General features: G+C 74.6%; 22 protein-coding genes. 14 read left to right on the forward strand and 8 right to left on the reverse strand.

The annotated features are described in order from the left end of the window. The first annotated feature begins 226 nt into the window (after window positions 1–226). On the forward strand, window positions 227–1,555 hold the full coding sequence (locus IE271_RS03630; RefSeq protein WP_229919109.1) for a vanadium-dependent haloperoxidase: 1,329 nt from the start codon (window positions 227–229) through the stop codon (window positions 1,553–1,555). Between the two features lie 126 nt (window positions 1,556–1,681). Here IE271_RS03630 and IE271_RS03635 read toward each other — a convergent pair whose 3' ends face one another. Beyond that, window positions 1,682–2,485: a nuclease-related domain-containing protein gene (locus IE271_RS03635; RefSeq protein WP_190188672.1), complete on the reverse strand. Its 804-nt coding sequence runs from the start codon at window positions 2,483–2,485 to the stop codon at window positions 1,682–1,684. A gap of 88 nt (window positions 2,486–2,573) precedes the next feature. Between IE271_RS03635 and IE271_RS03640 the strand changes: the two genes are divergently transcribed. The 8 genes from IE271_RS03640 (at window position 2,574) to IE271_RS03675 (ending at window position 10,182) form a co-directional block, all read left to right on the forward strand. Next, window positions 2,574–3,080, forward strand: a complete 507-nt coding sequence (locus tag IE271_RS03640) for a protein-tyrosine phosphatase family protein (protein WP_190188673.1) — start codon at window positions 2,574–2,576, stop codon at window positions 3,078–3,080. 216 nt (window positions 3,081–3,296) lie between these two features. Continuing rightward, the gene (locus IE271_RS03645) at window positions 3,297–3,458 is read left to right on the forward strand and encodes a hypothetical protein (RefSeq protein ID WP_190188674.1); all 162 of its coding nucleotides are present in this window, start codon (window positions 3,297–3,299) and stop codon (window positions 3,456–3,458) included. A gap of 16 nt (window positions 3,459–3,474) precedes the next feature. Continuing rightward, on the forward strand, window positions 3,475–5,100 hold the full coding sequence (locus IE271_RS03650; protein ID WP_229919110.1) for an FtsW/RodA/SpoVE family cell cycle protein: 1,626 nt from the start codon (window positions 3,475–3,477) through the stop codon (window positions 5,098–5,100). Beyond that, window positions 5,097–6,572, forward strand: coding sequence for a penicillin-binding transpeptidase domain-containing protein (locus IE271_RS03655; protein ID WP_190188675.1), 1,476 nt, complete (start codon window positions 5,097–5,099; stop codon window positions 6,570–6,572). Before IE271_RS03650 ends, IE271_RS03655 begins: the two co-directional genes overlap by 4 nt. Window positions 6,573–6,900: 328 nt before the next feature. Further along, window positions 6,901–7,839, forward strand: a complete 939-nt coding sequence (locus tag IE271_RS03660; RefSeq protein ID WP_190188676.1) for an AurF N-oxygenase family protein — start codon at window positions 6,901–6,903, stop codon at window positions 7,837–7,839. Between the two features lie 83 nt (window positions 7,840–7,922). Further along, window positions 7,923–8,648 carry a TetR/AcrR family transcriptional regulator gene (locus IE271_RS03665; protein WP_190188677.1) on the forward strand — a complete coding sequence of 242 codons (726 nt, stop codon included), beginning with the start codon at window positions 7,923–7,925 and terminating at the stop codon, window positions 8,646–8,648. A gap of 10 nt (window positions 8,649–8,658) precedes the next feature. Then, window positions 8,659–8,940, forward strand: coding sequence for a DUF8847 domain-containing protein (locus IE271_RS03670; protein ID WP_190188678.1), 282 nt, complete (start codon window positions 8,659–8,661; stop codon window positions 8,938–8,940). 102 nt (window positions 8,941–9,042) lie between these two features. Further along, entirely contained in the window at window positions 9,043–10,182 is a 1,140-nt protein-coding gene (locus IE271_RS03675) for a C40 family peptidase (RefSeq protein WP_190188679.1), read from the forward strand. On the opposite strand, the gene IE271_RS03680 is transcribed toward IE271_RS03675, so the two are convergent. From IE271_RS03680 to IE271_RS03700, 5 genes are read right to left on the reverse strand one after another with little or no spacing between them, the layout of a single operon-like run. Continuing rightward, a complete protein-coding gene (locus tag IE271_RS03680) occupies window positions 10,146–11,408 on the reverse strand; it encodes a styrene monooxygenase/indole monooxygenase family protein (protein ID WP_190188680.1) in 1,263 nt (420 codons plus the stop codon). The genes IE271_RS03675 and IE271_RS03680 overlap by 37 nt on opposite strands. A gap of 15 nt (window positions 11,409–11,423) precedes the next feature. Then, on the reverse strand, window positions 11,424–12,056 hold the full coding sequence (locus IE271_RS03685; RefSeq protein WP_190188681.1) for a GTP-binding protein: 633 nt from the start codon (window positions 12,054–12,056) through the stop codon (window positions 11,424–11,426). Further along, the gene (locus tag IE271_RS03690) at window positions 12,037–12,438 is read right to left on the reverse strand and encodes a DUF742 domain-containing protein (protein WP_190188682.1); all 402 of its coding nucleotides are present in this window, start codon (window positions 12,436–12,438) and stop codon (window positions 12,037–12,039) included. Before IE271_RS03690 ends, IE271_RS03685 begins: the two co-directional genes overlap by 20 nt. Then, window positions 12,435–12,935, reverse strand: a complete 501-nt coding sequence (locus IE271_RS03695; RefSeq protein ID WP_190188683.1) for a roadblock/LC7 domain-containing protein — start codon at window positions 12,933–12,935, stop codon at window positions 12,435–12,437. The genes IE271_RS03690 and IE271_RS03695 overlap by 4 nt, the downstream gene beginning before the upstream one ends. Then, window positions 12,932–16,018 carry a nitrate- and nitrite sensing domain-containing protein gene (locus tag IE271_RS03700; RefSeq protein WP_190188684.1) on the reverse strand — a complete coding sequence of 1,029 codons (3,087 nt, stop codon included), beginning with the start codon at window positions 16,016–16,018 and terminating at the stop codon, window positions 12,932–12,934. The genes IE271_RS03695 and IE271_RS03700 overlap by 4 nt, the downstream gene beginning before the upstream one ends. Window positions 16,019–16,375: 357 nt before the next feature. On the opposite strand from IE271_RS03700, the gene IE271_RS03705 reads away from it, so the two are divergent. Next, on the forward strand, window positions 16,376–17,161 hold the full coding sequence (locus IE271_RS03705) for a protein phosphatase 2C domain-containing protein (protein ID WP_190188685.1): 786 nt from the start codon (window positions 16,376–16,378) through the stop codon (window positions 17,159–17,161). Between the two features lie 22 nt (window positions 17,162–17,183). Here the strand turns inward: IE271_RS03705 and IE271_RS03710 are convergent, their stop codons facing one another. Then, window positions 17,184–17,678 (reverse strand): MarR family winged helix-turn-helix transcriptional regulator, encoded by a 495-nt coding sequence (locus IE271_RS03710; protein ID WP_190188686.1) that lies wholly within the window; start codon window positions 17,676–17,678, stop codon window positions 17,184–17,186. A 282-nt stretch (window positions 17,679–17,960) separates the two neighbouring features. Between IE271_RS03710 and IE271_RS03715 the strand changes: the two genes are divergently transcribed. After that, a complete protein-coding gene (locus tag IE271_RS03715) occupies window positions 17,961–18,812 on the forward strand; it encodes a lysozyme (RefSeq protein ID WP_190188687.1) in 852 nt (283 codons plus the stop codon). A gap of 156 nt (window positions 18,813–18,968) precedes the next feature. On the opposite strand, the gene lon is transcribed toward IE271_RS03715, so the two are convergent. Next, complete coding sequence (gene lon / locus IE271_RS03720; RefSeq protein ID WP_190188688.1) at window positions 18,969–21,383, reverse strand: endopeptidase La; 2,415 nt, start codon at window positions 21,381–21,383, stop codon at window positions 18,969–18,971. Window positions 21,384–21,538: 155 nt separating this feature from the next. Between lon and IE271_RS03725 the strand changes: the two genes are divergently transcribed. The 3 genes from IE271_RS03725 (at window position 21,539) to IE271_RS03735 (ending at window position 24,232) form a co-directional block, all read left to right on the forward strand. Continuing rightward, a complete protein-coding gene (locus IE271_RS03725; RefSeq protein WP_190188689.1) occupies window positions 21,539–22,225 on the forward strand; it encodes a spermidine synthase family protein in 687 nt (228 codons plus the stop codon). Window positions 22,226–22,340: 115 nt separating this feature from the next. Then, complete coding sequence (locus IE271_RS03730) at window positions 22,341–23,078, forward strand: response regulator transcription factor (protein ID WP_190188690.1); 738 nt, start codon at window positions 22,341–22,343, stop codon at window positions 23,076–23,078. 53 nt (window positions 23,079–23,131) lie between these two features. Beyond that, window positions 23,132–24,232 (forward strand): HAMP domain-containing sensor histidine kinase, encoded by a 1,101-nt coding sequence (locus IE271_RS03735; RefSeq protein WP_190188691.1) that lies wholly within the window; start codon window positions 23,132–23,134, stop codon window positions 24,230–24,232. Window positions 24,233–24,329 lie beyond the last annotated feature (97 nt).

Below are 24,329 nucleotides of genomic sequence, written 5' to 3' on the forward strand. Positions count from 1 at the left end.
ATACGTTTTCACATCCTAGGGTGCCGATCACCGGAACGGAGGGTGGAGGGGCGCGGGAGCGTGCCGGGCCGGACGGAGGGGGCCGGGAGGCGGAGGACCGTCCGGGGCGCGGCGTTCCTGGGAGAACCCCTGGTACGCCGCCCAGAACGACCGGCGCACGCCCCGCGCCCGGGGGCCTCGCGGCGCCATGCTGAGGGGCACCGAACCCGTCGAAGGGGGGCACCTCATGGCACAGGGGCAGACAGCACCGCACGCGACACCGCGCACAGCACCGGCGATGCGGCACGGCGCCGCCCGGCGGGCCGTCGTCGCCGGTCTGTCCGTGCTCGCTCTCGGCACCACCGCCCTTCTCCCCGCCCGGGCCGCCACCGCCGTGCGGCCCACCGCGGACCCGGCGGTGGTCACCGACTGGAACGCCACGGCGGTGGACGTGATCAACAAGGACGCCGAGCGCCCGTCGGGCGAGCCGTTCGTCTGGCAGGGCTTCGTCTCGGCGGCCGTCTACAACGCCGTCGTCGGCATCGAGGGCCGCTACGCCCCGTACAAGTGGGACGAGCGCGGGCCGGCCGGCGCCTCGTCGGAGGCGGCCGCCGCGGCCGCCGCCCACCGCGTGCTGCTGGAGTACTTCCCCGGCTCGAAGGCGCGGGTGGACGCGGCGCTCAGGACCTCGCTCGGCAAGGTCCGGGACGGGCGGGCCGAGGACGAGGGCGTGGCGTTCGGGCGGCGGGCCGCGGACCACGTCATCGCGTTGCGCGAGAACGACGGGCGCGGCGCGGACGTGCCGTACGACCGGCGGCCCGCACCCGGCGTCTGGCGGCCCACGCCGCCCGACCACGCGCCGTTCCTCAACCCCTGGGCGGCGAGGATGCGGCCGATGCTGATGGAGTCGCCCGACCGGTTCCGGCCCGGGCCGCCGCCCGCGCTGGACTCGGAGCGGTACACCCGGGACTTCGAGGAGGTGAAGGCGTACGGGGCGAAGCACGGCTCCCGGCGCGACGCCCGGCAGACGGAGACCGCGCGGTTCTTCTCCGACAACCTGACCGTGCAGTTCCAGTGGTCCCTGCGGGACTACGCCGAGCGCCACGGGCTGGACATCGTGGACTCCGCCCGGCTGTTCGCCGCGGCCAACACCGTCGGGGCCGACGTGTACGTCATGGCGACGGACTCGAAGCTGCACTACGCCCTCTGGCGGCCGGTCACCGCGGTCCGGCTCGCGGACACCGACGGCAATCCGGCCACCGTGCCCGACCAGGACTGGCAGCCGATGCTCGACACGCCTCCGTACCCGGAGTACATGAGCGGGCACAACGTCCTCGACGGCGCGGTCACGGCCGTGCTGACCGGGCTGACGGGCGGGGAGATCGATCTGCGGATGTCCTCCGCCGTCACCGGCACCACCCGCCACTACGAGACCGCCGCCGAGTTCAACCGGGAGGTGACCGACGCCCGGGTCTGGCAGGGCCTGCACTTCCGCACCTCGGACGTGGTCGGCAACCGGCAGGGGAGCCTGCTGGGCACCTGGGCGCTGAGCCGGTACTTCCTGCCGCTGGCCTGAGGCCCGTACGGGACGGCGTCCGTACGTGGTGACGCTCGTACGAGGTGGCGTCCGTACGGGGCCGGTCCTCCGGCGTCCTCGGGTCCGCGGTCCGGTCCTCCGGCGTCCTCGGGTCCGCGGCCCGGCTCAGACCCGCAGCCAGGTGCGGCGGTCGCGGGCCATCGCATGCAGGGCCTCGACGTCCGCCGGCTTGAGGACGGCGCCCACGCGGGTCAGGCCGGTGAGGTCCGTGTCCGGCAGGACGCGGACCTCGCGCAGGGGGGCGGTCACCGACAGGGCGGCGGGCCCGTACGGCGCCAGCACCGGGCGGACCTCGGCGGTCAGCGCGTACGCGGCCCGGGCGGCGTCGGCGCGGACCCGCCGCAGCAGCGGAAGGGGGGCTCCGCGGCCGACGGCGACCACGGGGTCGGTGACGCGGACGCGCTGCCTGCGGGCGTACAGCGCGTGCACCGCGAACAGCCCCGCCGGGCCGATCGCCAGGTGGTGGATGCGGTCGCCGCCGGGCAGCGGCACGGAGTGCACCGTGTGCCAGCCCGCGTCCTCCAGGCGGTCCAGCGCCTCGCCCACCGCCTGCTCCGCCTGGAGGGCGCGGCGGCGGGCGTCGGGGCGCAGCCGGTGCGCGGGGCCCGGGTCGCGGTCGAGCGCGACGTGCAGGGCCTCGCCGGGCCGGTTGGGCGCGAGGTCGTCGTCGGGGTGGAGGGTGAGCCGGGCCAGTTCGGCGGGGCCCGGGACGGGGGGCGGTCCCACCGTGACCGGGCCGGTCAGGAAGGGGCCGAGGGCGTCGAGGACGTCCTGGCGGCGGTCCTCGCTGAGCAGGCTGACACGAGCGGTGGCGCGGTCGTACCAGGCGACGTTCGCGCCGTCCGTGCGGCACACGTAGAGGCGCTCGCGTCCGTGGCGCCAGGTCGGAACGACACGCAGTCCGCTCATGCACCATCACCTCACGACCATGGGAACAGGAGGGGTGCTCCAGGGGCAAGAAGACGGTTACCTTTGGGACGAGTTGGGGGAGGCACCGTTGCGGACCCGCAGGAAGCAACCCGACGTACCGGCTCCGGACCATCCGTGGAACGAGATCGTGCCGGGCCTATGGATGGGCGGGCACGAGTACGCGGCGCCGGCCGGCGGCCTGGAGTTCGCCGTCGTCCGCGACGAGTTCGACCTCGTGCTGACCCTGCTGCGGCTGCCCGGGCACGGGCCCGACGACGGGGTGGAGCACCATGTGTGGCCGATCCCGGACGGGCCGCTGGACGGGACGCAGCTGGCGGGCGTGATGCGGCTGGCGCGGACCGCGCGGGAGGCGCGCGAGGCGGGGCGCCGGGTCCTGGTCCGCTGCTACCACGGCTACAACCGCTCCGGCCTGGTCGTCGCCCACGCGCTGATCGACGAGGGCCGCGCGCCCGACGACGCGATCCGCCTGATCCGGGCCCGCCGTTCCCCGTGGGCGCTGCACAACACCCTGTTCGTGGCGTACCTGCGCACCGGGCTGCCGACGGCCCGGCTGCTGGAGGAGCTGTCCGAGTAGCCCGGGGCGGGCCCGTCCGCGCCCCTTCCGCGGCCCTTCCATGACCCGTCCGTACCCCGTCCGCGGCCCGTCCGCGAGCTGCCCGCGACCCGTCCGGCGGGGGCCGCGGGGGCACTGGGGGCCGCCCTCCCGATGGCGCAGTGTGACGGGCGGCGGGCCCGAGTCGTTCCTAATGTGGCGGTTGGTCGAGCTCTGCCCCAGCACGGAGGAAAGTCCATGTCCCAGCGTTCCGCTCTCGCACGCGTCGGCATAGCAGCCGCCTGCGGCGACCTCGTCCTCGCCCCCGGGAGCGCCGGCCCCGTCTCCGCCACCGCCGCCGACGGCCGGGACCGCGACGGCCGCGCCGATCCCGCCGGCGGGGCGCCGCGGTGGTGCTGAGGCCGCGCGACGGCTCATGACGCACGACGCCTGCCGCGCCCCGGACACGGCACGGCCCGGTCCGGCCGCGGCCGCGGACCCGCACGCCCCCGCCGCGCCCGCCACGTCCAGCGCCCCCGCGGCGTCCGGCGTCCCCGCCGTGTCCGGCGCGCCCGCCACGTCCAGCGCCGTCGCGGCGTCCGGCGCCCCCGCGGCGTCCGGCGCGCCCGCGGCGTCCGGCGCGCCCGCGGCGTCCGGCGCGCCCGCTCCGCTCCCCCGCCGCCGCGGCGTCGAGTTCAGCCTCCTCGTGCTGGCCGTGCTGCTGTCCGTGTGCGGCTACTGCGCCGTGGGCCTGGCCCGCGGCGGCGCGGTCCCGCCCGGCGCCGCCGGCTACGGCGGCGGGCTCGGCGCGCTCGCGCTGCTGGCCCACCTCGCGGTGCGGCTGCGGGCCCCGCACGCCGACCCGCTGCTGCTGCCGATCGCCGTGCTGCTCAACGGCCTCGGCCTGGTGCTGATCCACCGGCTCGACCTGGAGACCCCGGGCGACCGCGCCGCGCCCGCGCAGCTGGTCTGGTCGACGCTGGGCATCGGCCTGTTCGTCGCGACCGTGGTGCTGCTGCGCGACCACCGGACGCTCCGCCGCCACGCGTACGTCTGCGGCGCGGCCGCGCTGGTGCTGCTCGCGCTGCCGGTGCTCTTCCCCGCGGTGAACGGCGCCCGCATCTGGATCAGGTTCGCCGGGTTCTCCATCCAGCCCGGCGAGTTCGCCAAGGTGCTGCTCGCGCTGTTCTTCGCCGGGCACCTCGCGGCCGGCCGGCACGCCCTGGCGCGCACCGGCCGGCGCCTCGGGCCGCTCCGGCTGCCCACCGGGCGGGTCCTCGGGCCGGTCGTCGCCGTCTGGCTGCTGAGCGTCGGCGTGCTGGTCCTGGAGCGCGACCTCGGCACGTCGCTGCTGTTCTTCGGGCTGTTCGTGGTCCTGCTGTACGTGGCCACGGGCCGCACCGGGTGGATCGCTGCGGGGCTGCTGCTCGCGGTGGCCGGCGCGGTCGCCGTGGGCCGTCTGGAGCCGCACGTGCACGGCCGCGTCGAGGACTGGCTGCACCCCTTCGCCTCCGTCGAGGCGGGCCAGGGGGCCGGCCAGCTCGCCCAGTCGCTGTTCTCGTTCGCCGCGGGCGGGATGCTCGGCACCGGGCTCGGGCTCGGCCACTCCGTCCTCATCGGCTTCGCCGTCAAGTCGGACTTCGTCCTGGCCACGGCCGGGGAGGAGCTGGGCCTGGCGGGCCTGGCGGCGATCCTGCTGCTGTACGGGCTGCTGGTGCACTGCGGCTACCGGACGGGGCTCGCGCTGCGCGACCCGTTCGGGCGGCTGCTGGCGGTGGGCCTGTCCTCGATCGTCGCCCTGCAGGTGTTCGTGATCGCGGGCGGGGTGACGGGGCTGATCCCGCTGACCGGCATGGCGATGCCGTTCCTGGCGCAGGGCGGCTCCTCGGTGGTCACCAACTGGATCATCGTGGCGCTGCTGGTCCGGCTCAGCGACCGTGCGCGCCGCGAGCCCGGAAGCGGGGCCAGGACCGGGGCCGGGGCCCCGGTCCTGGCCGCGGCGGGCACCGTGCCCCTGGAGGACGGGGCGGCACGGCCGGACGGCGGGGTCCCGGCCCGGTGACCCGTCACATCCGCCGCGCGGGCGTCCTGTGCGCCCTGCTCCTGGTCGCCCTGCTGGCCAACGCCGTCCGCGTGCAGGTGGTGCGGGCCGGCGCGTACGGGGAGAACCCCGCCGACCGGCGCGGCGCCATCGCGCGCTACGGCCTGCCGCGCGGCGACATCCTCGTCGGCGGCCGGCCCGTCACCGGCTCCCGGGACACCGGCGAGCGGTACCGCTACGAGCGCACGTACACCGACGGCCCGCTGTACGCGCCGGTCACCGGCTTCTCCTCGCAGACGTACGGCACGAGCCTGCTGGAGCGGGCGGAGGACGGCGTGCTCTCCGGCACCGACCCGGCGCTCGCCCCGCTCCCGCTGTGGAGCGACCTGACGCGGAGCCGGCCGGCCGGCGGCGACGTCGTCACCACCCTCGACCCCGCCGCGCAGCGGGCGGCGTACGAGGGGCTCGGCGCCCGCACGGGCGCGGTGGCCGCGATCGAGCCGTCGACCGGGCGGATCCTGGCGCTGGTGTCCACCCCGTCGTACGACCCGGCGCGGCTGTCGGGCACGGGCGCGGGCGTCGAGCGGGCCTGGGCACGGCTGAACGCGGACGCGGACCGGCCGATGCTGAACCGGGCGGTGCGGCAGACGTACCCGCCCGGCTCGACGTTCAAGGTGGTGACGGCCGCGGCGGCGCTGGACGCGGGCGCGGCGGCCGGCCTCGACCGGCCGACCGGGGCCCCGGACCCCTACCTGCTGCCCGGCACCTCCACGCGGCTGACCAACGAGACCGAGGGGTGCGCGGACGCCTCGCTCCGCCACGCCTTCACCTGGTCGTGCAACACGGTCTTCGCGAAGCTGGGCGTCGACACGGGCGCGGCCGCGCTGCGGCGGACGGCGGCCGGCTTCGGCTTCGACGACGCCGGGCTCCGTGTCCCCTTCCCCGTCGCCGAGAGCACCTTCGGCGCCCCGGCGGACCGCGCGCAGCTCGCGCTGTCCGCGATCGGCCAGTTCGACACCCGGGCGACGCCGCTGCAGATGGCGATGGTCGCGGCGGCGGTGGCCGACGACGGCATGGTACGCGCGCCGTACCTGGTGGAGCGGGTGGCCACCCGGGACGGCGTCCCTTTGTCGACGACCGTGCGGCGGACCCTGCGCCGGGCCATGTCCCCGGCCACGGCCGCGCGGCTGCGCGAGCTGATGGAGGGCGTGGTGCGGGAGGGCACCGGCGGGAACGCGGCGATCGAGGGGGCGGTCGTCGGCGGCAAGACCGGCACCGCCCAGCACGGCGTCGGCAACTCCGGCACGCCGTACGCCTGGTTCGTCTCCTGGGCGCAGGCCGAGGACGCGCCGCAGCCGGCGGTGGCCGTCGCGGTCGTCGTCGAGGACGCGGCGGCGGAGCGGGGCGACATCAGCGGCGGCGGGGACGCGGCCCCGATCGCCAGGGCGGTCATGGAGGCGGTGCTCGACTCGGAGGCGGCGGAGCGGCGCTGAGGCCGCGACACGGCACCGCGACCGCGCGCGGTGCGACCGGTACCGGACCCGCGGTGCGGGCGGGTCCGCACTCACCGTGCGACCAGGACCGGACCCGCAGCGTGACCGGAGTCGGACCCGCAGCGCGACCGCGCCCGGACCTCCCAGTGCGGCCGGTTCCGGTCCCGCGGTGCGCCGCCGCCCCCCCGTTCCTGCGCGGCGGCGTCCGGGCGACAAGTCGCGTCCAGGGGATTGACGGCCTTGCTGACAGGCAGTCTCATAAAGGGTGACCGCCGGTAACCCGCGGGCGGCGGCCCCGGGACGCCCGTACGACGAGGTGGGGAGAGCCATGACGACCGTGACGGACGCCGACGCGGTGGAAGGGCTGCGCGACGCGCTCGGCCTGCTCAAGGACCGGGAGCAGGTGGCCGAGCGGCTGCTCGCCTCCTCCGCCAGACACTCCTTCGACCCGGACGAGGAGCTGGACTGGGACGCGCCCTTCGAGGAGGGCAAGTGGTTCTGGCCCCCTGAGCTGGTCTCCCTGTACGACACCCCGATGTGGCGGCGGATGGGCGAGGAGCAGCGCGTCCTGCTCTCCGCGCACGAGGCGGCCGCGCTCGCCTCGCTCGGCATCTGGTTCGAGATCATCCTGATGCAGCTGCTGGTGCGGCACATCTACGACAAGGCGGCGACGAGCGCCCACGTGCGCTACGCCCTCACCGAGATCGAGGACGAGTGCCGCCACTCGAAGATGTTCGCCCGGCTGATCAGCCGGGGCGGCACCCCGCACTATCCGGTGACCCCGGCGCACCACCTGCTGGGCCGGGTGTTCAAGACGGTCTCCACCACGCCGGGCTCGTTCACGGCGACGCTGCTGGGCGAGGAGGTGCTGGACTGGATGCAGCGCCTGACCTTCCCGGACGAGCGGGTGCAGCCGCTGATCCGCGGGGTCACGCGCATCCACGTGGTGGAGGAGGCGCGGCACGTGCGCTACGCCCGCGAGGAGCTGCGGCGGCAGATGGTGACCGCCCCGCGCTGGTCGCAGGAGTTCACCCGGGTCACCTCCGGCGAGTTCGCCCGCGTCTTCTCCGTCGCGTTCGTCAACCCCGAGGTCTACACGAACGTCGGCCTGGACCGGCGGGCGGCGGTGGCGCAGGTGAGGGCCAGCGGGCACCGCCGGGAGATCATGCAGGCCGGGGCGAAGCGGCTGACCGACTTCCTCGACGACATCGGCGTGCTGCGCGGGGTCGGCCGCGCCCTGTGGCGCTCGTCGGGTCTGCTGGCGTAGAACGCCTGGTCACCAGGGTTCCGGAGGTCTTCGGGACGGGGCGGGGCCGGGGGCGTGCTCCCGGCCCCCGTTACGCTGCCCGCATGACCTCGGACGCCCCCACCCGCGCCTACCGGCGGCTCAGCGTCGAGGAGCGGCGCAGCCAGCTCCTCGAATCCGCGCTGACCCTCTTCGCGCACCGCGCGCCCGAGGAGGTCTCGCTCGACGACGTGGCGGAGGCCGCCGGGGTGTCCCGGCCGCTGGTGTACCGGTACTTCCCCGGCGGCAAGCAGCAGCTGTACGAGGCGGCCCTGCGCTCCGCCGCGGACGAGCTGCGGGGGTGCTTCGCCGAGCCCCCGCAAGGACCCCTCATCGAACGGCTGGGCCGCGCCCTCGACCGCTACCTGTCCTTCGTCGGCGAGCACGACGCCGGGTTCAGCGCGCTGCTGCAGGGCGGGAGCGTGGTGGAGACCTCCCGGACCACGGCCATCGTGGACGGGGTGCGGCGGGCGGCCGCCGAGCACATCATGAGGCATCTGGACGTCGAGGAGCCGGGGCCGCGGCTGCTGATGACCGTGCGCATGTGGATCACCGCGGTCGAGGCGGCCTCGCTGATCTGGCTCGACCAGGACAAGCGCCCGCCGCTGGACGAGCTGCGCGACGGGCTCGTCGACCACTTCGTGGCCGGCCTCGCGGTGACGGCCGGGCGCGACGAGCAGACCGCCGCCGTGGTGCGCTCCGCGCTCGCCCTGGAGACGCCGGACGGGCCGGTCGCCTCGCTCGCCCGCCGTGTGCTGCCGGTGGTCGCCGACGCCGCCCACCTGCTGTGACACTGGGCGCGTGAAGAGCGAAGACACCCCCTTCGAGGGCGGCCCGCTGGACGGGCGCGTCCTGCCCGTGCTGGTCGGCCTCACCGGGCACCCGCCGAAGACCTACAGGGTCCCGGTGCCGGACGCCGCCGGCGGGCCGCCGACCGTGCTCGTCTACCGCCGGGAGCCCCGGCCGGCCACCGGCCGGCTCGGGCTGCACCGCGGGTGGAAGTACGCCTACGACCCCGAGGGCGGCCGGGGCCGGAGCGGGCCGCGGTGGCCCTGGTCGAAACCGCGTGCCGCCGACGGGTGACCTCGTTGGGCCGATCCGACCACCGGGCGCGCGGGGGCCGGGCACCCGTCCCATGCTTCCCGTGCGGGGCGGAGGCGCCGCCGCCGTACGGGAGGTGACGCGATGTCAGGACGGCTGCCGCGCTGGGTGTGCGCGGCCGCGACGGCCGCGACGCTGCTGGCGCCGGCCCCGGCGACGGCCGCGCCGGAGCCCGGCGGGCGGTCCGTGGCCGAGCTGCTGACGGACCTTCAGCGGTTGTACCGGGAGACCGAGGAGGCCACCGAGGCGTACAACGCGACCGAGGAGGAGCTGCGGGAGCAGCGCGTCGCGGCGGCACGGCTGCGCGGACGGCTGGCGCAGGCCCGTGCGGCCCTGGAGGACGGCCGCGCGGAGGTGGGCCGACTCGCCCGCCGGCAGTACCAGGGCGACAGCGGCGGCATCTCCCCCTACGTACGGCTGCTGCTGGCGCGCGACCCGCAGCACGCGCTCGACCAGGGGCACGTGGTCCGCCGGCTGGCGCGGGATCGGGCGGCGGCGGTAAAGCGGCTGGCCGCCGGTGAGCGGCGGGCCGAGGACCTGGACCGGGCCGTCCACGCCGCCCTGGAGAGGCGGGCGGAGCTCACCGAGCGCCGCAGGAAGGAGCGCGACACGGTCCGCGCCCGGCTGCGGGAGGTGGAGGAGACGCTCGCCTCGCTGGACTCCGGGCGGCTCGCGGAACTGGCCGAGCTGGAGGAGGCCGGGGCGGCGAAGGCGCAGGAGCGGTTCCTGGCGTCGGGCGCGCTGGGCGAGGCGGCGCGCACGCCCACGCGGGCCGGCGCCGAGGCCCTGGAGTACGCCGTCGGACAGATCGGCAAGCCCTACGAATGGGGCGCCGAGGGGCCCGGGGCGTACGACTGCTCGGGGCTGACCTCGCGGGCGTGGGAGCGCGCGGGCGTGCCGATCCCGCGCACCAGCCAGGAGCAGTGGGACACCCTGGAGCGCGTGCACCTGGACGAGCTGCGCCCCGGCGACCTCGTCGTGTACTTCCCCGGAGCCACGCACGTCGCGCTGTACCTGGGCGACGGCAGGGTGGTGCAGGCGCCGCGCCCCGGGGCCCGGGTCAAGGTCTCCCCGATCGCGGCCAACCCGGTCCTCGGCGCGGTGCGCCCGGACCCGGGCGGGGAGCCCCTGCGGCGCTACACGCCGCCGGAGCTCCCCGAGGGTGCCACGGAGGGGTCCGACCGGGGCTACGCGCCCGCGGCCCCCGAGACCTCCATCAGGTAGCCCTCGGCCTTCTTCGGGTCGTAGAAGAAGTTCTCGAAGTCGGCCGGGTCGTTGAAGCCGTTCGCGAAGCGGTTCGCGACCGGCTGGAGCTCGCCGGCGGCGCCGATCAGGTTCAGGACGTGCTCCGGCGGCGGGGCGAGCATGGCGTTCGTCCACTTGGTGACGTGCTGGGCCGTCTGCCAGTAGCGGTCGAAGGTCTGCCGCATCCAGTCCTCGTCGAACGGCTCGTCGCCGTGCTCCAGGATCGAGGCGAGGTAGGAGGCCGCGCACTTGGAGGCGGAGTTGGAGCCCTGGCCGGTGATCGGGTCGTTGGCCACGACCACGTCCGCGACGCCGAGGACCAGGCCGCCGCCGGGCAGCCGTCCGACGGGGTTGCGGACGGTGGGGGCGTAGCGGCCGGCCAGGGTGCCGCCCGCGTCCGTCAGCTCCACCTTCGTGGCGCGCGCGTACTCCCAGGGCGTGAACCGCTCCATGAGCTCGAGGGTCAGGGAGAGGTGCTCGGCCGGGTCCTTGACGCCCTTGAAGACGTCCAGCGGGCCGCCGGGTATGCCCTCCCAGAAGAGGATGTCGGCCCGTCCGGACAGGGTGTAGGTGGGCATGACGAACAGCTCGCCGACACCGGGCACGAGGTTGCAGCGCACCGCGTCGAAGTCGGGGTGCTCCGGACGCGGGCCCAGGCCGTGCACGTACGCCACGGCCAGCGCGCGCTGCGGCTCGCTGTACGGGGAGCGGGAGGCGTCGCGGCCGAACATCGACACCAGTTCGCCCTTGCCCGCGGAGACCAGCACCAGGTCGTAGGTGCGGGAGAAGTAGTCCAGGTCGGAGACGGCGGCGCCGTGGATGACGAGCTGGCCGCCGCGCTGCGCGAAGGTCTCCATCCAGCCGGCCATCTTCACCCGCTGATCCACGGACTGGGCGAAGCCGTCCAGCTTGCCCACCCAGTCGATCGCGCGCTGCGTCGGGCCCGGGTCGTGCGAGCCGGGGGCCGCGACGGAGACGCCGAGCCCCTCGATCCTCGGCGCCTGGGACTCCCAGAAGTTGAGCCCGAGGTCGCGTTCGTGCTGGAGCGCCGTGTGGAACATGCACTGCGTCGACATGACGCGGCCGGACCGGATCTCGTCCGCGGTCCGGTTGGACATCAGGGTGACCTCGTACCCGTGCGACTGGAGGCCGAGGGCGAGCTGGAGACCGGACTGGCCGGCTCCGACGACGAGTATCTTCCGCATACGAGAGCTGTCTCCCTACTCGGGGCTGACTTCGAGCGCGTGGCCCACCAGGGCCAGGAGGGTCTCGATCACCGAGATCCGGCGGCGCGCGTCCATGATCATGACAGGTATGTGCGGGGGCACCGTCAGGGCCTCCCGCACGTCCTCGACCTCGAACCGCTCACTGCCCTCGAAGTGGTTGACCGCCACGATGTAGGGCAGGCCGGTGCTCTCGAAGTAGTCCAGTGCCGGGAAGCAGTCCCTCAGGCGCCGGGTGTCGGCCAGCACGATCGCGCCGATCGCCCCGCGCACCAGGTCGTCCCACATGAACCAGAAGCGCTGCTGTCCGGGCGTGCCGAACAGGTACAGCACCAGGTCGTCGTCGAGCGTGAGGCGCCCGAAGTCCATGGCGACCGTGGTGGTCAGCTTGTCGGGCGTCGCCGACAGGTCGTCGTGGTCCTCGCTGGCCCGGGTCATCAGCGCCTCCGTCTGGAGCGGCTGGATCTCCGAGGCCGCGCTGACCAGCGTGGTCTTGCCCACGCCGAAGCCGCCCGCCACGACGATCTTCGTGGCGATCGGGGCACGCGAACGGTCCGTCTGCCACGGCTTCAGTTCCTCGTCCGGTTCGCCGAACGCGACGGCGGTGGCTTCAGAGACGACGGAGTCCACTCAGCACCCTCTCCAGCAGAGCGCGGTCCGGCTGGCCGGGGCCGTGGCCGGTTCCGTACACACGGATCTTTCCCTGGTCCGCCAGGTCGCTGAGGAGCACGCGGACCACGCCGAGCGGCATCTTCAGCAGGGCGGCGATCTCGGCCACCGTCCTCATCCGGCGGCAGAGTTCGACGATGGCCCGCATCTCGGGCATGACGCGGGTCGACAGCGACCCGTTCGCGAGTTCGCGCCGCTCCTCGGGCGCCTCCAGCGCGGCCACGAACGTCTCCACGAGCAGGACGTGGCCGAACCGGGTGCGCCCGCCCGTCAGGGAGTAGGGGCGCACCCGGGCGGGTTTGCGGTCACCGCCGCGCACGGGAAGCTTGGGCGCACTGCTCACTGGGCGCTCTCCATCGACTTCGCCTCGATCGACTGGCGCAGCTCGCTGCGGAGCTCGGGGGTGAGCACGTGCCCGGCGCGGCCCACGAACAGGGCCATGTGGTACGCGACGACGCTCATGTCGCAGTCGGCGGAGCCGTGCACGCCGAGCAGCGAGCCGTCACTGATCGACATGACGAAGAGGCTGCCCTCCTCCATCGCGACCATGGTCTGCTTGACGCCGCCGACGTCCATCAGCTTGGCGGCGCCGACGGTGAGGCTGCCGATGCCCGACACGATGGTGGCCAGGTCGGCCGACGAGCCGCGCGGGCCGCTTCTTCGGCCCTGCTCCGCCCCCGCCTCCGCGACTCTCCCCGGGTCGGAGGAGAGCAGCAACAGGCCGTCGGAGGAGACCACCGCGACCGACAGCAGGCCCGGCACCTCCTCGACGAGGTTCGTCAGCAGCCAGTGCAGGTTGCGGGCCTCGTTGCTCAGTCCGTAGGTACTGGGCGCTGTCAACTGCGTTCCTCCTCGACCGGGTCCCCCTGTGCGGATACGGATTCGGCGGTGGGCGGCTGCGCCCGGCCGGGTGCGGCCGGCGCGGCGTGCTCCGCCGTCTGGTCTGCTATCTCTGCCTCGACGTCGCGACGGCCCTGGTTGGCCCCCTGGTGGAACCCGCCGAGGCGGCGGCGCAGGGCCTCGGCGTCGACGCCCCCGGCGCGCGGCCGCCGGGCGGGCGCCGGCCCCGAGATCCTGGGGGTCCGCTTGGGCAGCCCCTTGTCGGTGAGCACCTCGCCCTCGTCGGCGACCCGCTCGTGGGCGTCGGGGCCGATGGCGTACGGGTCCCCGGTGGCCTGCGCCGGGATGGAGACCTCGGGGGCCTCCCCGGGACGGGCGGGCTCCGCGGCGGCGGGGGCCTCCCCCGGGCGGGGCGCCTCCTCCGACCGGGGGGCCGGCACGGAACCGGCGGGCGCGGGCGCGGCGCCGTCCTCGGCGGGCGGCGCGGGCGCCAGCAGCTCCATGGTGGTCTCGGGACCGGGCGCCGCGTCCTCGCCGTCCTCGTCCTCGTCGGAGGACGGCCCGCCGGCGTGCGCGCCCGGCTCGTCCGCGGCCGCGCCCGTACGGGCGGCGTCCTCGGCGGAGGCGTCCCCGTGCGCGGCGTCGGCGGGCTCCTCCGTGAAGGAGGCGGCGTCCTCGGTGGCCGCGTCCTCGGTGGCCGCGTTCCCGGTGGCGGGCTGCCCGGCGGCCGGCGCGGCCGTGCCGTCGTCGCCGGCGGCCGGGGTCCCGTCCGGGGCGTCCGGCGTCGGGGCCGCGGTCGCGGCGTCCTCCGCGGACGCCTCCCGCACGGCCTCCTCCGCCGCGGTGATCAGCGGGTCGCGGCCGTCGCGGCCGCGCAGCTCGTTGGAGTTGGCCTCGGCGTCCGCGCCGGGCAGGCCCACCGCGGGGGCGGCGCCGGGGACGGGCGTGGCGGCCGTGGGCACCGGGACCGCGGGGGCCTCGGCGAGCACGGACTCGGGCAGTACGGCGACCGCCGCGATGCCGCCCTGCTTCTGCTCGCGCAGCTGCACCCGTACGCCGTGCCGCTGCGCGAGCCGCGCCACCACGTACAGGCCGAGCCCGAGGCCCTCGCCGCCCTCCTCGTCGAAGGGCTCGTCGGGACCGGCCTCAGCGAGCCGGGCGTTGAGCTTCTCCAGGCGCTCGGCGGTCATGCCGATGCCCTCGTCCTGTACGGAGAGCATGACCTCGCCGCTCTCCAGCAGCCAGCCGGAGACCTCGACGGGGATGTCGGGCGGGGAGAAGGAGGAGGCGTTCTCCAGGAGTTCGGCCACCAGGTGGCTGACGTCGTCGGCGGCGAAGCCCGCGACGTGCGCGTGCGGCGGCAGGGAGGCGATGCGCACCCGGTCGTACCGCTCGATCTCGCTGACCGCGGCGCGCACGACGTCGACGAGCGGGACGGGCCCGGCGTGCTGCTGGCCGTGCTCGGCGCCCGCGAGGACCAGCAGGTTCTCGCTGTGGCGGCGCATCACGGTGGCGAGGTGGTCGAGCTTGAAGAGGGTGGAGAGCCGGTCCGGGTCCTGCTCGCGCTCCTCCAGGCCCTCGATGACGCCGAGCTGCCGCTCGACCAGGCCGAGGGTGCGCAGCGCGAGGCTGACGAACGTGCCGTGGATGCTGGTCCGCAGCCGCTCCAGGCGGTCCGTCGCCTCGGCGAGGTCGGCGCGCAGCCGCTCGCGCTCGTCGGCCATGGTCTGCCGCTGGCCGACGAGGTGCTTGCGGTCGCCCTCCAGCGTGGCCAGCCGCTCGTGGAGCGCGAGGGCGTGCGCGTGCAGCGCGTTGACGGAGCGGACGACCTGGGCGAACTCGTCGTTGCGCCCGGTGAACTTCACCGGTTCCTCGGCGGCCGGGTCGGCGGCGAGGCGGGCCGAGCCGCGGCGCAGCACGGACAGGGGGCGGGTCAGCGAGCGCGCCATGGCCGTGATCACACCGACGGCCACGAGGGCGAGCGCGCCGAGGACGGCGACGCGGATCTCCAGCGCGGTGACGTCGTCGTCGCGCAGCCGGGCCAGGTCCTTGGTGCGCCGGTCGTTCAGGGATGCCTCGACGCCGCGCATCTGCTCCACGCGGGCGGACAGGGCCGCCTCGACCTTCTCCGCGTTCACGCCGAGGTCGTCACCGGACAGGTCCGGCTCGTCGGTGAGGGTGGCGAGGTACTTCTCTGCGGTGGTCACCTCGGGGCCGGTGACCGTGGAGTCGTACGAGGCCAGGGCGGTCTTCGGCGCGTTGTCGCGGAAGTCGGCGACGGCGGCGTCGGAGCGGACGCGGGCCTGCTGGGCGGCGGCGCTGAGCGCGTCGCGCCGCTCGGTCTCGGCGGCCGAGCCGGTGCCGCCCGCGACGGGCAGGCCGGTGAACGGGTCGACGGCGGTCTGGGTGGAGCGCGGCACGCTGAGGGCGGCCAGGAGCAGTCCGCGCGCGGCGGCGGCCTGCTGGACCGCCGTGTCGAGGTCGGCGAGCGCGTGCGCGCCGGAGCCGGCCCGGGGCGGCATCCGCTCCGCCAGGTCCTCGGCGAGCCGGTGCAGCTCGGTGATGGCGGCGGAGTACGCCTCGTGCGTCTCCAGGGCGCCGCTCTTGCCGGTGAGGGCGGCCCTGCGGACGGCCGCGACGTCGTCGAGGTCGGCGCGGAGCGCGGCGGGGGCGTCCGTGCGCAACTCCTCGACCTGGCGGTCGACGCGGGCGCTGCGCTGCTCGGAGGGGCCCTCGCCGTCGGGGCGGCCGGCCGCGAGGTAGGAGGTGACCTCGTCGCGCTCGTCGGCGAGCGAGTGGGCGAGGGTCAGCGCCTGCTGGGTGCGCTCGGCCAGCGTCACCAGGTTCTGGGAGTCGTGGAGGTCCTCCGACGCGGCGAGGACGGCGGGGGCGCCCGCGCCCGCGACGGCGGCGGCCGCGACGGCCACCGCGACGATGAGCCGGTTGCGCACGTGCTTGGGGCGGCCGGTGCCCGCGGGGTCCGGGGCCGCGGGGTCCGGCGTGCGCCCCATGGCCCCCGTGGAGGTCGTGGCCGTCTGCCTGCCCTTGCGCCGAGGCCGCTTCATCTGCACCGGTGCTCGCATTCTTGACTCGTGTACCCATGGGCCCGGGTGACGTGACGTCAACTGGTGCGTCGTCCTCCCGGTACGGCTCCCGACCCTTCCAGTGCCGGTGGGCAGTGTTCTCGCATCGTCGGGCCCGCCACCCGAAGGAGTGAACATCGGACGGGAGTTGGCGAGCAAGTTCCTCCGGCCTGTGCCACGCCCGCGTGCGGGGAGCCGGTTGGACCTTCACGGCGGGCTTTGGCAGGATGCCCCACCGCCCCCGGCATGAGTAGATCATTTCACTCAAAAGAGGCGGCTGACCTGCTGGCCCCGCCCGCCCGGCAACGGATGCGGGGCTTTCGCGGCCGCCGTGGAGGACTCGTGCAGACTGGCCGGATGCGCACTGAGCTGATCTCGGTACCCGGCGATCCGGCCCGCCCCAACGAGGACTACGCGTCGGTCGGACTCCCCGCCTCCGGTCTGGGCGGTTCACTCGTCGTGCTGGACGGGGTCACACCTCCGGCGAGCGCATCCGGATGTCTGCATTCCGTCCCCTGGTTCACCGCGCGGCTCGGCGGGGCGCTGCACGAACTGTCCCTTTCGCGGAGAGATCTGACACTGGCGCAGGTCCTGGCGCTGGCGATCGGCAGGACGGCCGACGCGCACCGCGCCACCTGTGACCTTTCTCACCCCCGTACGCCGCAGGCCACGGTCGTGGTCGCGCGCTGGTCGGCGGGGGCGGTGGAGTATCTGGTGCTGTCCGACTCGGCGCTGCTGGTCGAGTCCCCCGGGGGCGCGGTGACGGCGGTGCTCGACGACCGGCTCGCCCGGCTGCCCCGCTCCGCCCTGGCCTCGGAGGCGGCCGTGGACGCGGCGCTGCGCAACAAGGAGGGCGGCTTCTTCACCGCGGCGGCGGACCCGGAGGTGGCCTCCCGCGCGGTGACCGGGACCCTGCCCCGGGCGGAGGTGCGCACCCTGACCGCGCTCACCGACGGCGCCGCGCGCTGGGTGGAGCGGTTCGGCGAGGGCGACTGGGCGGACTGCTTCTCCCTGGTCCGCGAGAAGGGCCCGCGCGCCCTGGTGGACCGCGTGCGGGAGCTGGAACTCGCCGACGCGCGGGGGGCCGCCCCGCGCCGGGGCAAGCCGCACGACGACGCGACGGTGGTGTACGCGGAGCTGTGAGGTCTCTGCCCGGGCGCGCGCCCTAGCCCTCCGACTCCCGGTTGAGCTGGTGCAGGAGACGGGCCAGTTCGGCGACCTCCTCGCGGTCCCAGCCCGCGAGCCGGCTCACGTAGCGCGCCCGGCGGGCCTCGCGGGCGCGGCGGAAGCGGGCCCGCCCCTCCTCGGTGAGGTGGACCAGCCAGGCGCGGCCGTCGTTGGGGTCGGGCTCGCGGGCGACCAGGCCGAGCTCCTCCAGGGCGCGCAGCTGGCGGGACATGGTCGCCTTGCCCACGCCGATGTAGGCGGCGAGGTCGGTGGCCCGCTGGCCGCCGCGTTCCTCCAGACGGACGAGCAGGCCGTAGGCGGAGGACTCCAGGTCGGGGTGGACCTCGCGGACCATCTCGCCCGACGAGGCCCGCGCCCGGCGCAGGAAGACCGTCAGCTCGCGCTCCAGCGCCAGGAACTCCCGGTCCGGCCCGTCCTCTCCCGGCGTGCCGGAGGCGACGCCGTGCGCCTCGTCGTTTGCGTCCTCGTGCACGTCAGCACTCCCGGTCCGGTGCCACGGGGCCTGTCCCGGGCATGAAAGTTTCCGCTTCTGGGCGCCGTTGCCGCAGCTCCGTCAGTATTTCGCAGGATTAGACCAACGGCGGTCCGTGGGACCCCTTCCTTCATGCGTTCTACGTGCGTAGCTTCTTCAGCAGGGCCCTGCCTGGCATGGTCACGCCACCGTTGTACCGACGGCGTCCCCCCGCTGTCGCCGCGTGCTGCCGCCGGCCCTCTCCCCCCACCGAGCACCACCGAGATCTTCGGAGGCACGAAGATGTCCGTGCAAAGATCCGGAACGGCCCTCCGCCCCCGCTTCCCCTTTCGGGAAAGGCGCGCGTACGCGGTGGGAGTCCTGCTCGCGGCGCTGTCCCTGCTGTTCGGTCTGCCGGGCGGCGCCGCCGCCGCGGACGACGGCCCCGCGCGCGGCTCCGCCCACATGGGCATGGGCGTGGCGGCCCACGAAAGCCGCCGCGGCGGCGCCCCGGCCGGCCTCGACGCGGTCCAGACCGAGGGTGTGGACGTCAGCAGCCACCAGGGCAACGTTCCCTGGTCCACGCTGTGGAAGAGCGGCGTGAAGTGGGCCTACGTGAAGGCCACCGAAGGGACCTCCTACAAGAACCCGTACTACAAGCAGCAGTACGGCGGCGCGTACAAGGCCGGCATGGTGCGCGGCGCGTACCACTTCGCCACGCCGGACAAGTCCTCCGGCGCCGCCCAGGCGAACTACTTCGTGGACAACGGCGGCGGCTGGTCGGCCGACGGCAGGACGCTCCCGGGCGTGCTCGACATCGAGTGGAACCCCTACGGGGCCACCTGCTTCGGCAAGTCGAAGAGCGCCATGGTCAGCTGGATCCGTGACTTCCTGAACCGCTACAAGGCCCGGACCGGCCGCGACGCGGTCGTCTACACGGCCACCAACTGGTGGACCACCTGTACCGGCAACTACGCGGGCTTCGGCTCCGCCAACCCGCTCTGGATCGCCCGCTACGCCTCCACGCCGGGCCCGCTGCCCGCCGGCTGGAGCGCCCACACGATGTGGCAGTACACCTCGACGGGCCCGACGGTCGGCGACCACAACAAGTTCAACGGCCCGCTGGACCGGGTCCACGCGCTCGCCAACGGCTGACACGCCCCGCCCGGACGGGCACCCCCCACCCGCACGACGGACACCGCCGTCCCGCACACGGCGAAGGCCCGGCCGCGTACGGCACCCGTCCGCACAGGGCGGAGGCCCGGAACCCACGGGGGGTTCCGGGCCTCCGCCGGGTCCCGCCGGCGTCCGTCACGCCGCCGCCGGGACCGGCACCTCCGCCGGGGCGAGGGCCAGTTCGAGCACCTGGCGGACGTCCGTGACGGCGTGGACGTCGAGCTTCTCCAGGACCTCGGCCGGCACGTCGTCCAGGTCGGGCTCGTTGCGCTTGGGGATGATCACCGTGGTGATCCCGGCCCGGTGCGCGGCGAGCAGCTTCTGCTTCACCCCGCCGATCGGCAGCACCCGTCCGGTCAGCGAGACCTCTCCGGTCATCGCCACGTCGGTGCGGACGAGGCGGCCGCTCAGCAGCGACGCCAGGGCGGTCGTCATGGTGACGCCCGCGCTCGGGCCGTCCTTGGGGACCGCGCCCGCCGGGAAGTGGATGTGCACGCCCCGGTCCTTCAGGTCGCCCACCGGCAGCTCCAGTTCGGCGCCGTGGCTGCGCAGGAAGCTCAGCGCGATCTGCGCCGACTCCTTCATGACGTCGCCGAGCTGGCCGGTGAGGGTCAGGCCCGCGGCCCCCGTCTCCGGATCGGCCAGGGACGCCTCCACGTAGAGGACGTCGCCGCCCGCGCCGGTGACCGCGAGGCCCGTGGCCACGCCGGGCACCGCCGTACGGCGCTCGGCCGGGTCCTGGGCGGACTCGGGCACGTGGTGCGGCCGCCCGATGAGCCCGCGCAGGTCGTCCGCGCCGACCGTGAACGGCAGCTCCTGCTCGCCCAGCTCGTGCCGGGCCGCGACCTTGCGCAGCAGCCGGGCGATGGAGCGCTCCAGGGTGCGCACGCCCGCCTCGCGGGTGTACTCGCCCGCCAGCTTGCGCAGCGCGTCCTCCTCCAGGGTGACCTCGTCCGCGGCCAGGCCCGCCCGCTCCAGCTGGCGCGGGAGCAGGTGGTCGCGGGCGATGACGACCTTCTCGTCCTCGGTGTAGCCGTCGAGGCGGACCAGCTCCATGCGGTCGAGGAGCGCCTCGGGGATGGCCTCCAGGACGTTGGCGGTCGCCAGGAACACCACGTCGCTCAGGTCGAGCTCGACCTCCAGGTAGTGGTCCCGGAAGGTGTGGTTCTGCGCCGGGTCCAGGACCTCCAGGAGGGCCGCCGCGGGGTCGCCGCGGAAGTCGGAGCCCACCTTGTCGATCTCGTCGAGCAGCACGACCGGGTTCATCGACCCGGCCTCCTTGACCGCGCGGACGATGCGGCCGGGCAGCGCGCCGACGTACGTACGGCGGTGGCCGCGGATCTCCGCCTCGTCGCGCACGCCGCCGAGCGCGACGCGGACGAACTTGCGCCCCATCGCGTGGGCGACGGACTCGCCGAGCGAGGTCTTGCCGACGCCGGGCGGGCCGACGAGGGCGAGCACGGCGCCGCCGCGGCGGCCGCCGACGACGCCGAGGCCCCGGTCGGAGCGGCGCTTGCGCACCGCCAGGTACTCGGTGATGCGCTCCTTCACGTCCTCCAGGCCCGCGTGCTCGGCGTCGAGCACGGCCTTGGCGCCCTGGATGTCGTAGGCGTCCTCGGTGCGCTCGTTCCACGGCAGTTCGAGGACGGTGTCGAGCCAGGTGCGGATCCAGGAGCCCTCGGGCGACTGGTCGGAGGCCCGCTCCAGCTTCTCGACCTCCTTGAGCGCGGCCTCGCGCACCTTCTCGGGCAGGTCGGCGGCCTCGACGCGGGCGCGGTAGTCGTCGGAGGCGTCGGCGTCGGACTCGCCGTTGAGCTCGCGCAGCTCCTTGCGGACGGCCTCCAGCTGGCGCCGCAGCAGGAACTCGCGCTGCTGCTTGTCGACGCCCTCCTGGACGTCCTTGGCGATGGTCTCGGCGACGTCCTGCTCGGCCAGGTGGCGGCGCAGCTGCTCGGTGGCGAGCCTGAGCCGGGCCACCGGGTCGGTGGTCTCCAGCAGCTCCACCTTCTGGGCGGTGGTCAGGAACGGCGAGTAGCCGGAGTTGTCGGCGAGCGCGGAGACGCCGTCGATGGCCTGGACGCGGTCCACGACCTGCCAGGCGCCGCGCTTGCGCAGCCAGCTGGTGGCGAGCGCCTTGTACTCCTTCACCAGCTCGGCCACCTGGCCGGGCAGCGGGTCGGGAACGGTCTCGTCGACGCGGGTGGTCTCCACCCACAGGGCGGCGCCGGGGCCGGTGGTGCCGGCGCCGATGCGCACGCGGGAGCGGCCGCGGATCAGCGCGCCCGGGTCGCCGTCGGCCAGGCGTCCCACCTGCTCGACGGTGCCCAGCACGCCGATGCCGCCGTAGGTGCCGTCCACGCGCGGAACAAGGAGCACCGCGGGCTTGCTGCCCCCTGTGGAGCGGGCGGCGGCCTGGGCTGCCTCCACCGCGGCGCGTACGTCGGAGTCGTTGAGGTCCAGGGGCACGACCATGCCGGGCAGCACGACCTCGTCGTCGAGCGGCAGCACGGGCAGGGTGTGCGGTGTGAACGCCGTGGACTCAGCAGCCATGATTACCCCTTCGGCAGTCAAGTTGAGCTATGCCGACTCAATGCTCGTGAGCCCTTGATTGTTCCCCAAGCCCTGTTCGCTCACAGCGATCACAGGAAACGGCCGGTCACCGAAGGGCGGCGCCTCCGCCGGGCGCGTCGTGCAGGATGGCCCGCATGACATCGGCCTACGACACCCCCGTAGTCCTCGATCGCCGCGACGGCCCGTACGGCGAGGTCGTCCTGCGGCGCCACGGGGACCTGCTGCAGATCATCGCCAACGGCTGCTTCCTGATGGACACCTCCGACGGGCGCTCGGAGCGGCTGCTCGTCGACGCCGCGCTCGGCGCGCTCGGGCCGCTCGACGGCCGGGACCGCCCGGACGTCCTGATCGGCGGGCTCGGCGTCGGCTTCTCCCTCGCGCACGCGGCGGCCGACGCGCGCTGGGGACGGATCACCGTCGTCGAGCGGGAGCGCGCCGTGATCGACTGGCACCGGGAGGGCCCGCTGTCCGCACTGTCCGCCGAGGCGCTCGCGGACCCGCGCACGGAGATCGTCGAAGCGGATTTGCTCGCGCACCTCCGTGAGACGTCCGCCACGTACGACGCGCTCTGCCTGGACATCGACAACGGGCCCGACTGGACCGTCACCGACGGCAACGACGGCCTGTACGCGCCGGCCGGACTCGCCGACTGCGCCCGGGCGTTGAGGCCCGGCGGAGTGCTCGCGGTGTGGTCGGCGCAGCCCTCGGCGGTTTTCGAAGGAACCTTGCGGAATGCCGGGTTCCAGCAGGTCCGTACCGAAGAGATCCCCGTTGCCCGGGGCGTTCCCGACGTGGTCCACCTCGCGGTCGTGCCTGGATAGCCGAGCGGTGGTCACTGCCCGTACCCTGCTGACCGGCGCGCGGATCATTCAAGCGTCAATCGCAGTCATGGAATCACCCCCACAGGTTCCGGAAAGCACACAGCAGGGGCGGGCGATGGAGCAGACACACACCTCCCAGAACGGCACCGCGGCCACGCCTGGCGCCCAGCGCCGGGTACTGGTGGTCGAGGACGATCCGACGATCGTCGACGCCATCGCCGCCCGGCTGCGCGCCGAGGGTTTCCTCGTGCAGACGGCCGGCGACGGCCCCGCCGCGGTCGACACCGCCGAGGCCTGGCAGCCCGACCTGCTGATCCTCGACATCATGCTGCCCGGCTTCGACGGCCTGGAGGTCTGCCGCCGCGTGCAGGCCCAGCGCCCGGTGCCGGTGCTGATGCTCACCGCGCGCGACGACGAGACGGACATGCTGGTCGGCCTGGGCGTCGGCGCCGACGACTACATGACCAAGCCGTTCTCCATGCGCGAGCTGGCCGCGCGCGTGCACGTCCTGCTGCGCCGCGTGGAGCGCGCCGCGCTGGCCGCCTCCACCCCGCGCAGCGGCATCCTGCGCCTGGGCGAACTGGAGATCGACCACGCGCAGCGCCGGGTCCGGGTGCGCAGCGAGGACGTCCACCTCACGCCCACCGAGTTCGACCTGCTCGTCTGCCTCGCGAACACGCCGCGCGCGGTACTCTCCCGCGAGCAGCTGCTCGCCGAGGTCTGGGACTGGGCCGACGCCTCCGGGACCCGCACCGTGGACAGCCACATCAAGGCGCTGCGCCGGAAGATCGGCGCCGAGCGCATCCGCACGGTGCACGGCGTGGGCTACGCGCTGGAGACCCCGACCCCCTGAGCGGGACCGGCGGGACTCCCCCGGGAAGGTCGTCTGCGAAGGGGCTGATGTGCATGAGCGGTGCCGGTGACACGCGCAGGAGCGCGGGACTCTGGGACGACGTCCGCCCCTTCTCGATCAAGACCAAGCTCGGCACCCTGGTCGTCGTCTCGGTCTTCATCACCACGGGCCTGCTGATGATCGCGGTGCGCACGAAGACCGAGCTGCGCTTCATCACGGTCTTCTCGATCATCGCCACGCTGCTGATCACCCAGTTCGTGGCGCACTCGCTGACCGCGCCGCTGGACGAGATGAACACGGTGGCGCGGTCGATCTCGCACGGCGACTACACGCGCCGGGTCAAGGGCGCCGACCGCCGCGACGAGCTGGGCGACCTGGCCCAGACGATCAACCGCATGGCCGACGACCTGGAGGCCCAGGACCGCCAGCGCAAGGAACTGGTGGCCAACGTCTCGCACGAGCTGCGCACCCCCATCGCCGGGCTGAGAGCGGTGCTGGAGAACGTCGTGGACGGCGTCTCGGCCGCCGACCCCGAGACGATGCGCACCGCCCTGAAGCAGACCGAGCGCCTGGGCCGCCTGGTGGAGACCCTGCTGGACCTCTCCCGCCTCGACAACGGCGTGGTCCCGCTGAAGAAGCGCCGCTTCGAGGTCTGGCCGTACCTGTCCGGCGTACTGAAGGAGGCCAACATGGTCGCCTCGGCGCGCGGGGGCATCGCCTCGGACTCCGGCCGCCACACCCGCACCGACGTCCACCTGCACCTGGACGTGACGCCGCCGGAGCTGACGGCCCTCGCCGACCCCGAGCGCATCCACCAGGTCGTCGCCAACCTGATCGACAACGCGGTCAAGCACAGCCCGCCGCACGGCCGCGTGACGGTCAAGGCCCGCCGCGGCGAGCGGCCGGACTCCCTGGAGCTCGAGGTCCTGGACGAGGGCCCCGGCATACCGCGGTCCGAGTGGCACCGGGTCTTCGAGCGGTTCAACCGCGGCAGCGTCGGCACGCCGCACGGCCCCGGCAGCGACGGCGGCACGGGCCTCGGCCTGGCGATCGCCCGCTGGGCGGTGGATCTGCACGGCGGCCGCATCGGCGTGGCCGAGTCGGAGCGCGGTTGCCGGATTCTGATCACTCTTCCGGGAGAGTCACCGCTCTGATGTTGACGTAGGGTTCGAACCCAGAGCACAAGATCGACTCGTGATGCCCCAGCGGGACACGTGTCATTGCCTCCGGGCCCGCTCCGTACGGGGCGGC

Origin of the sequence: Streptomyces minutiscleroticus, from assembly GCF_014650875.1 — a bacterium.
GTDB lineage: Bacteria > Actinomycetota > Actinomycetes > Streptomycetales > Streptomycetaceae > Streptomyces > Streptomyces minutiscleroticus.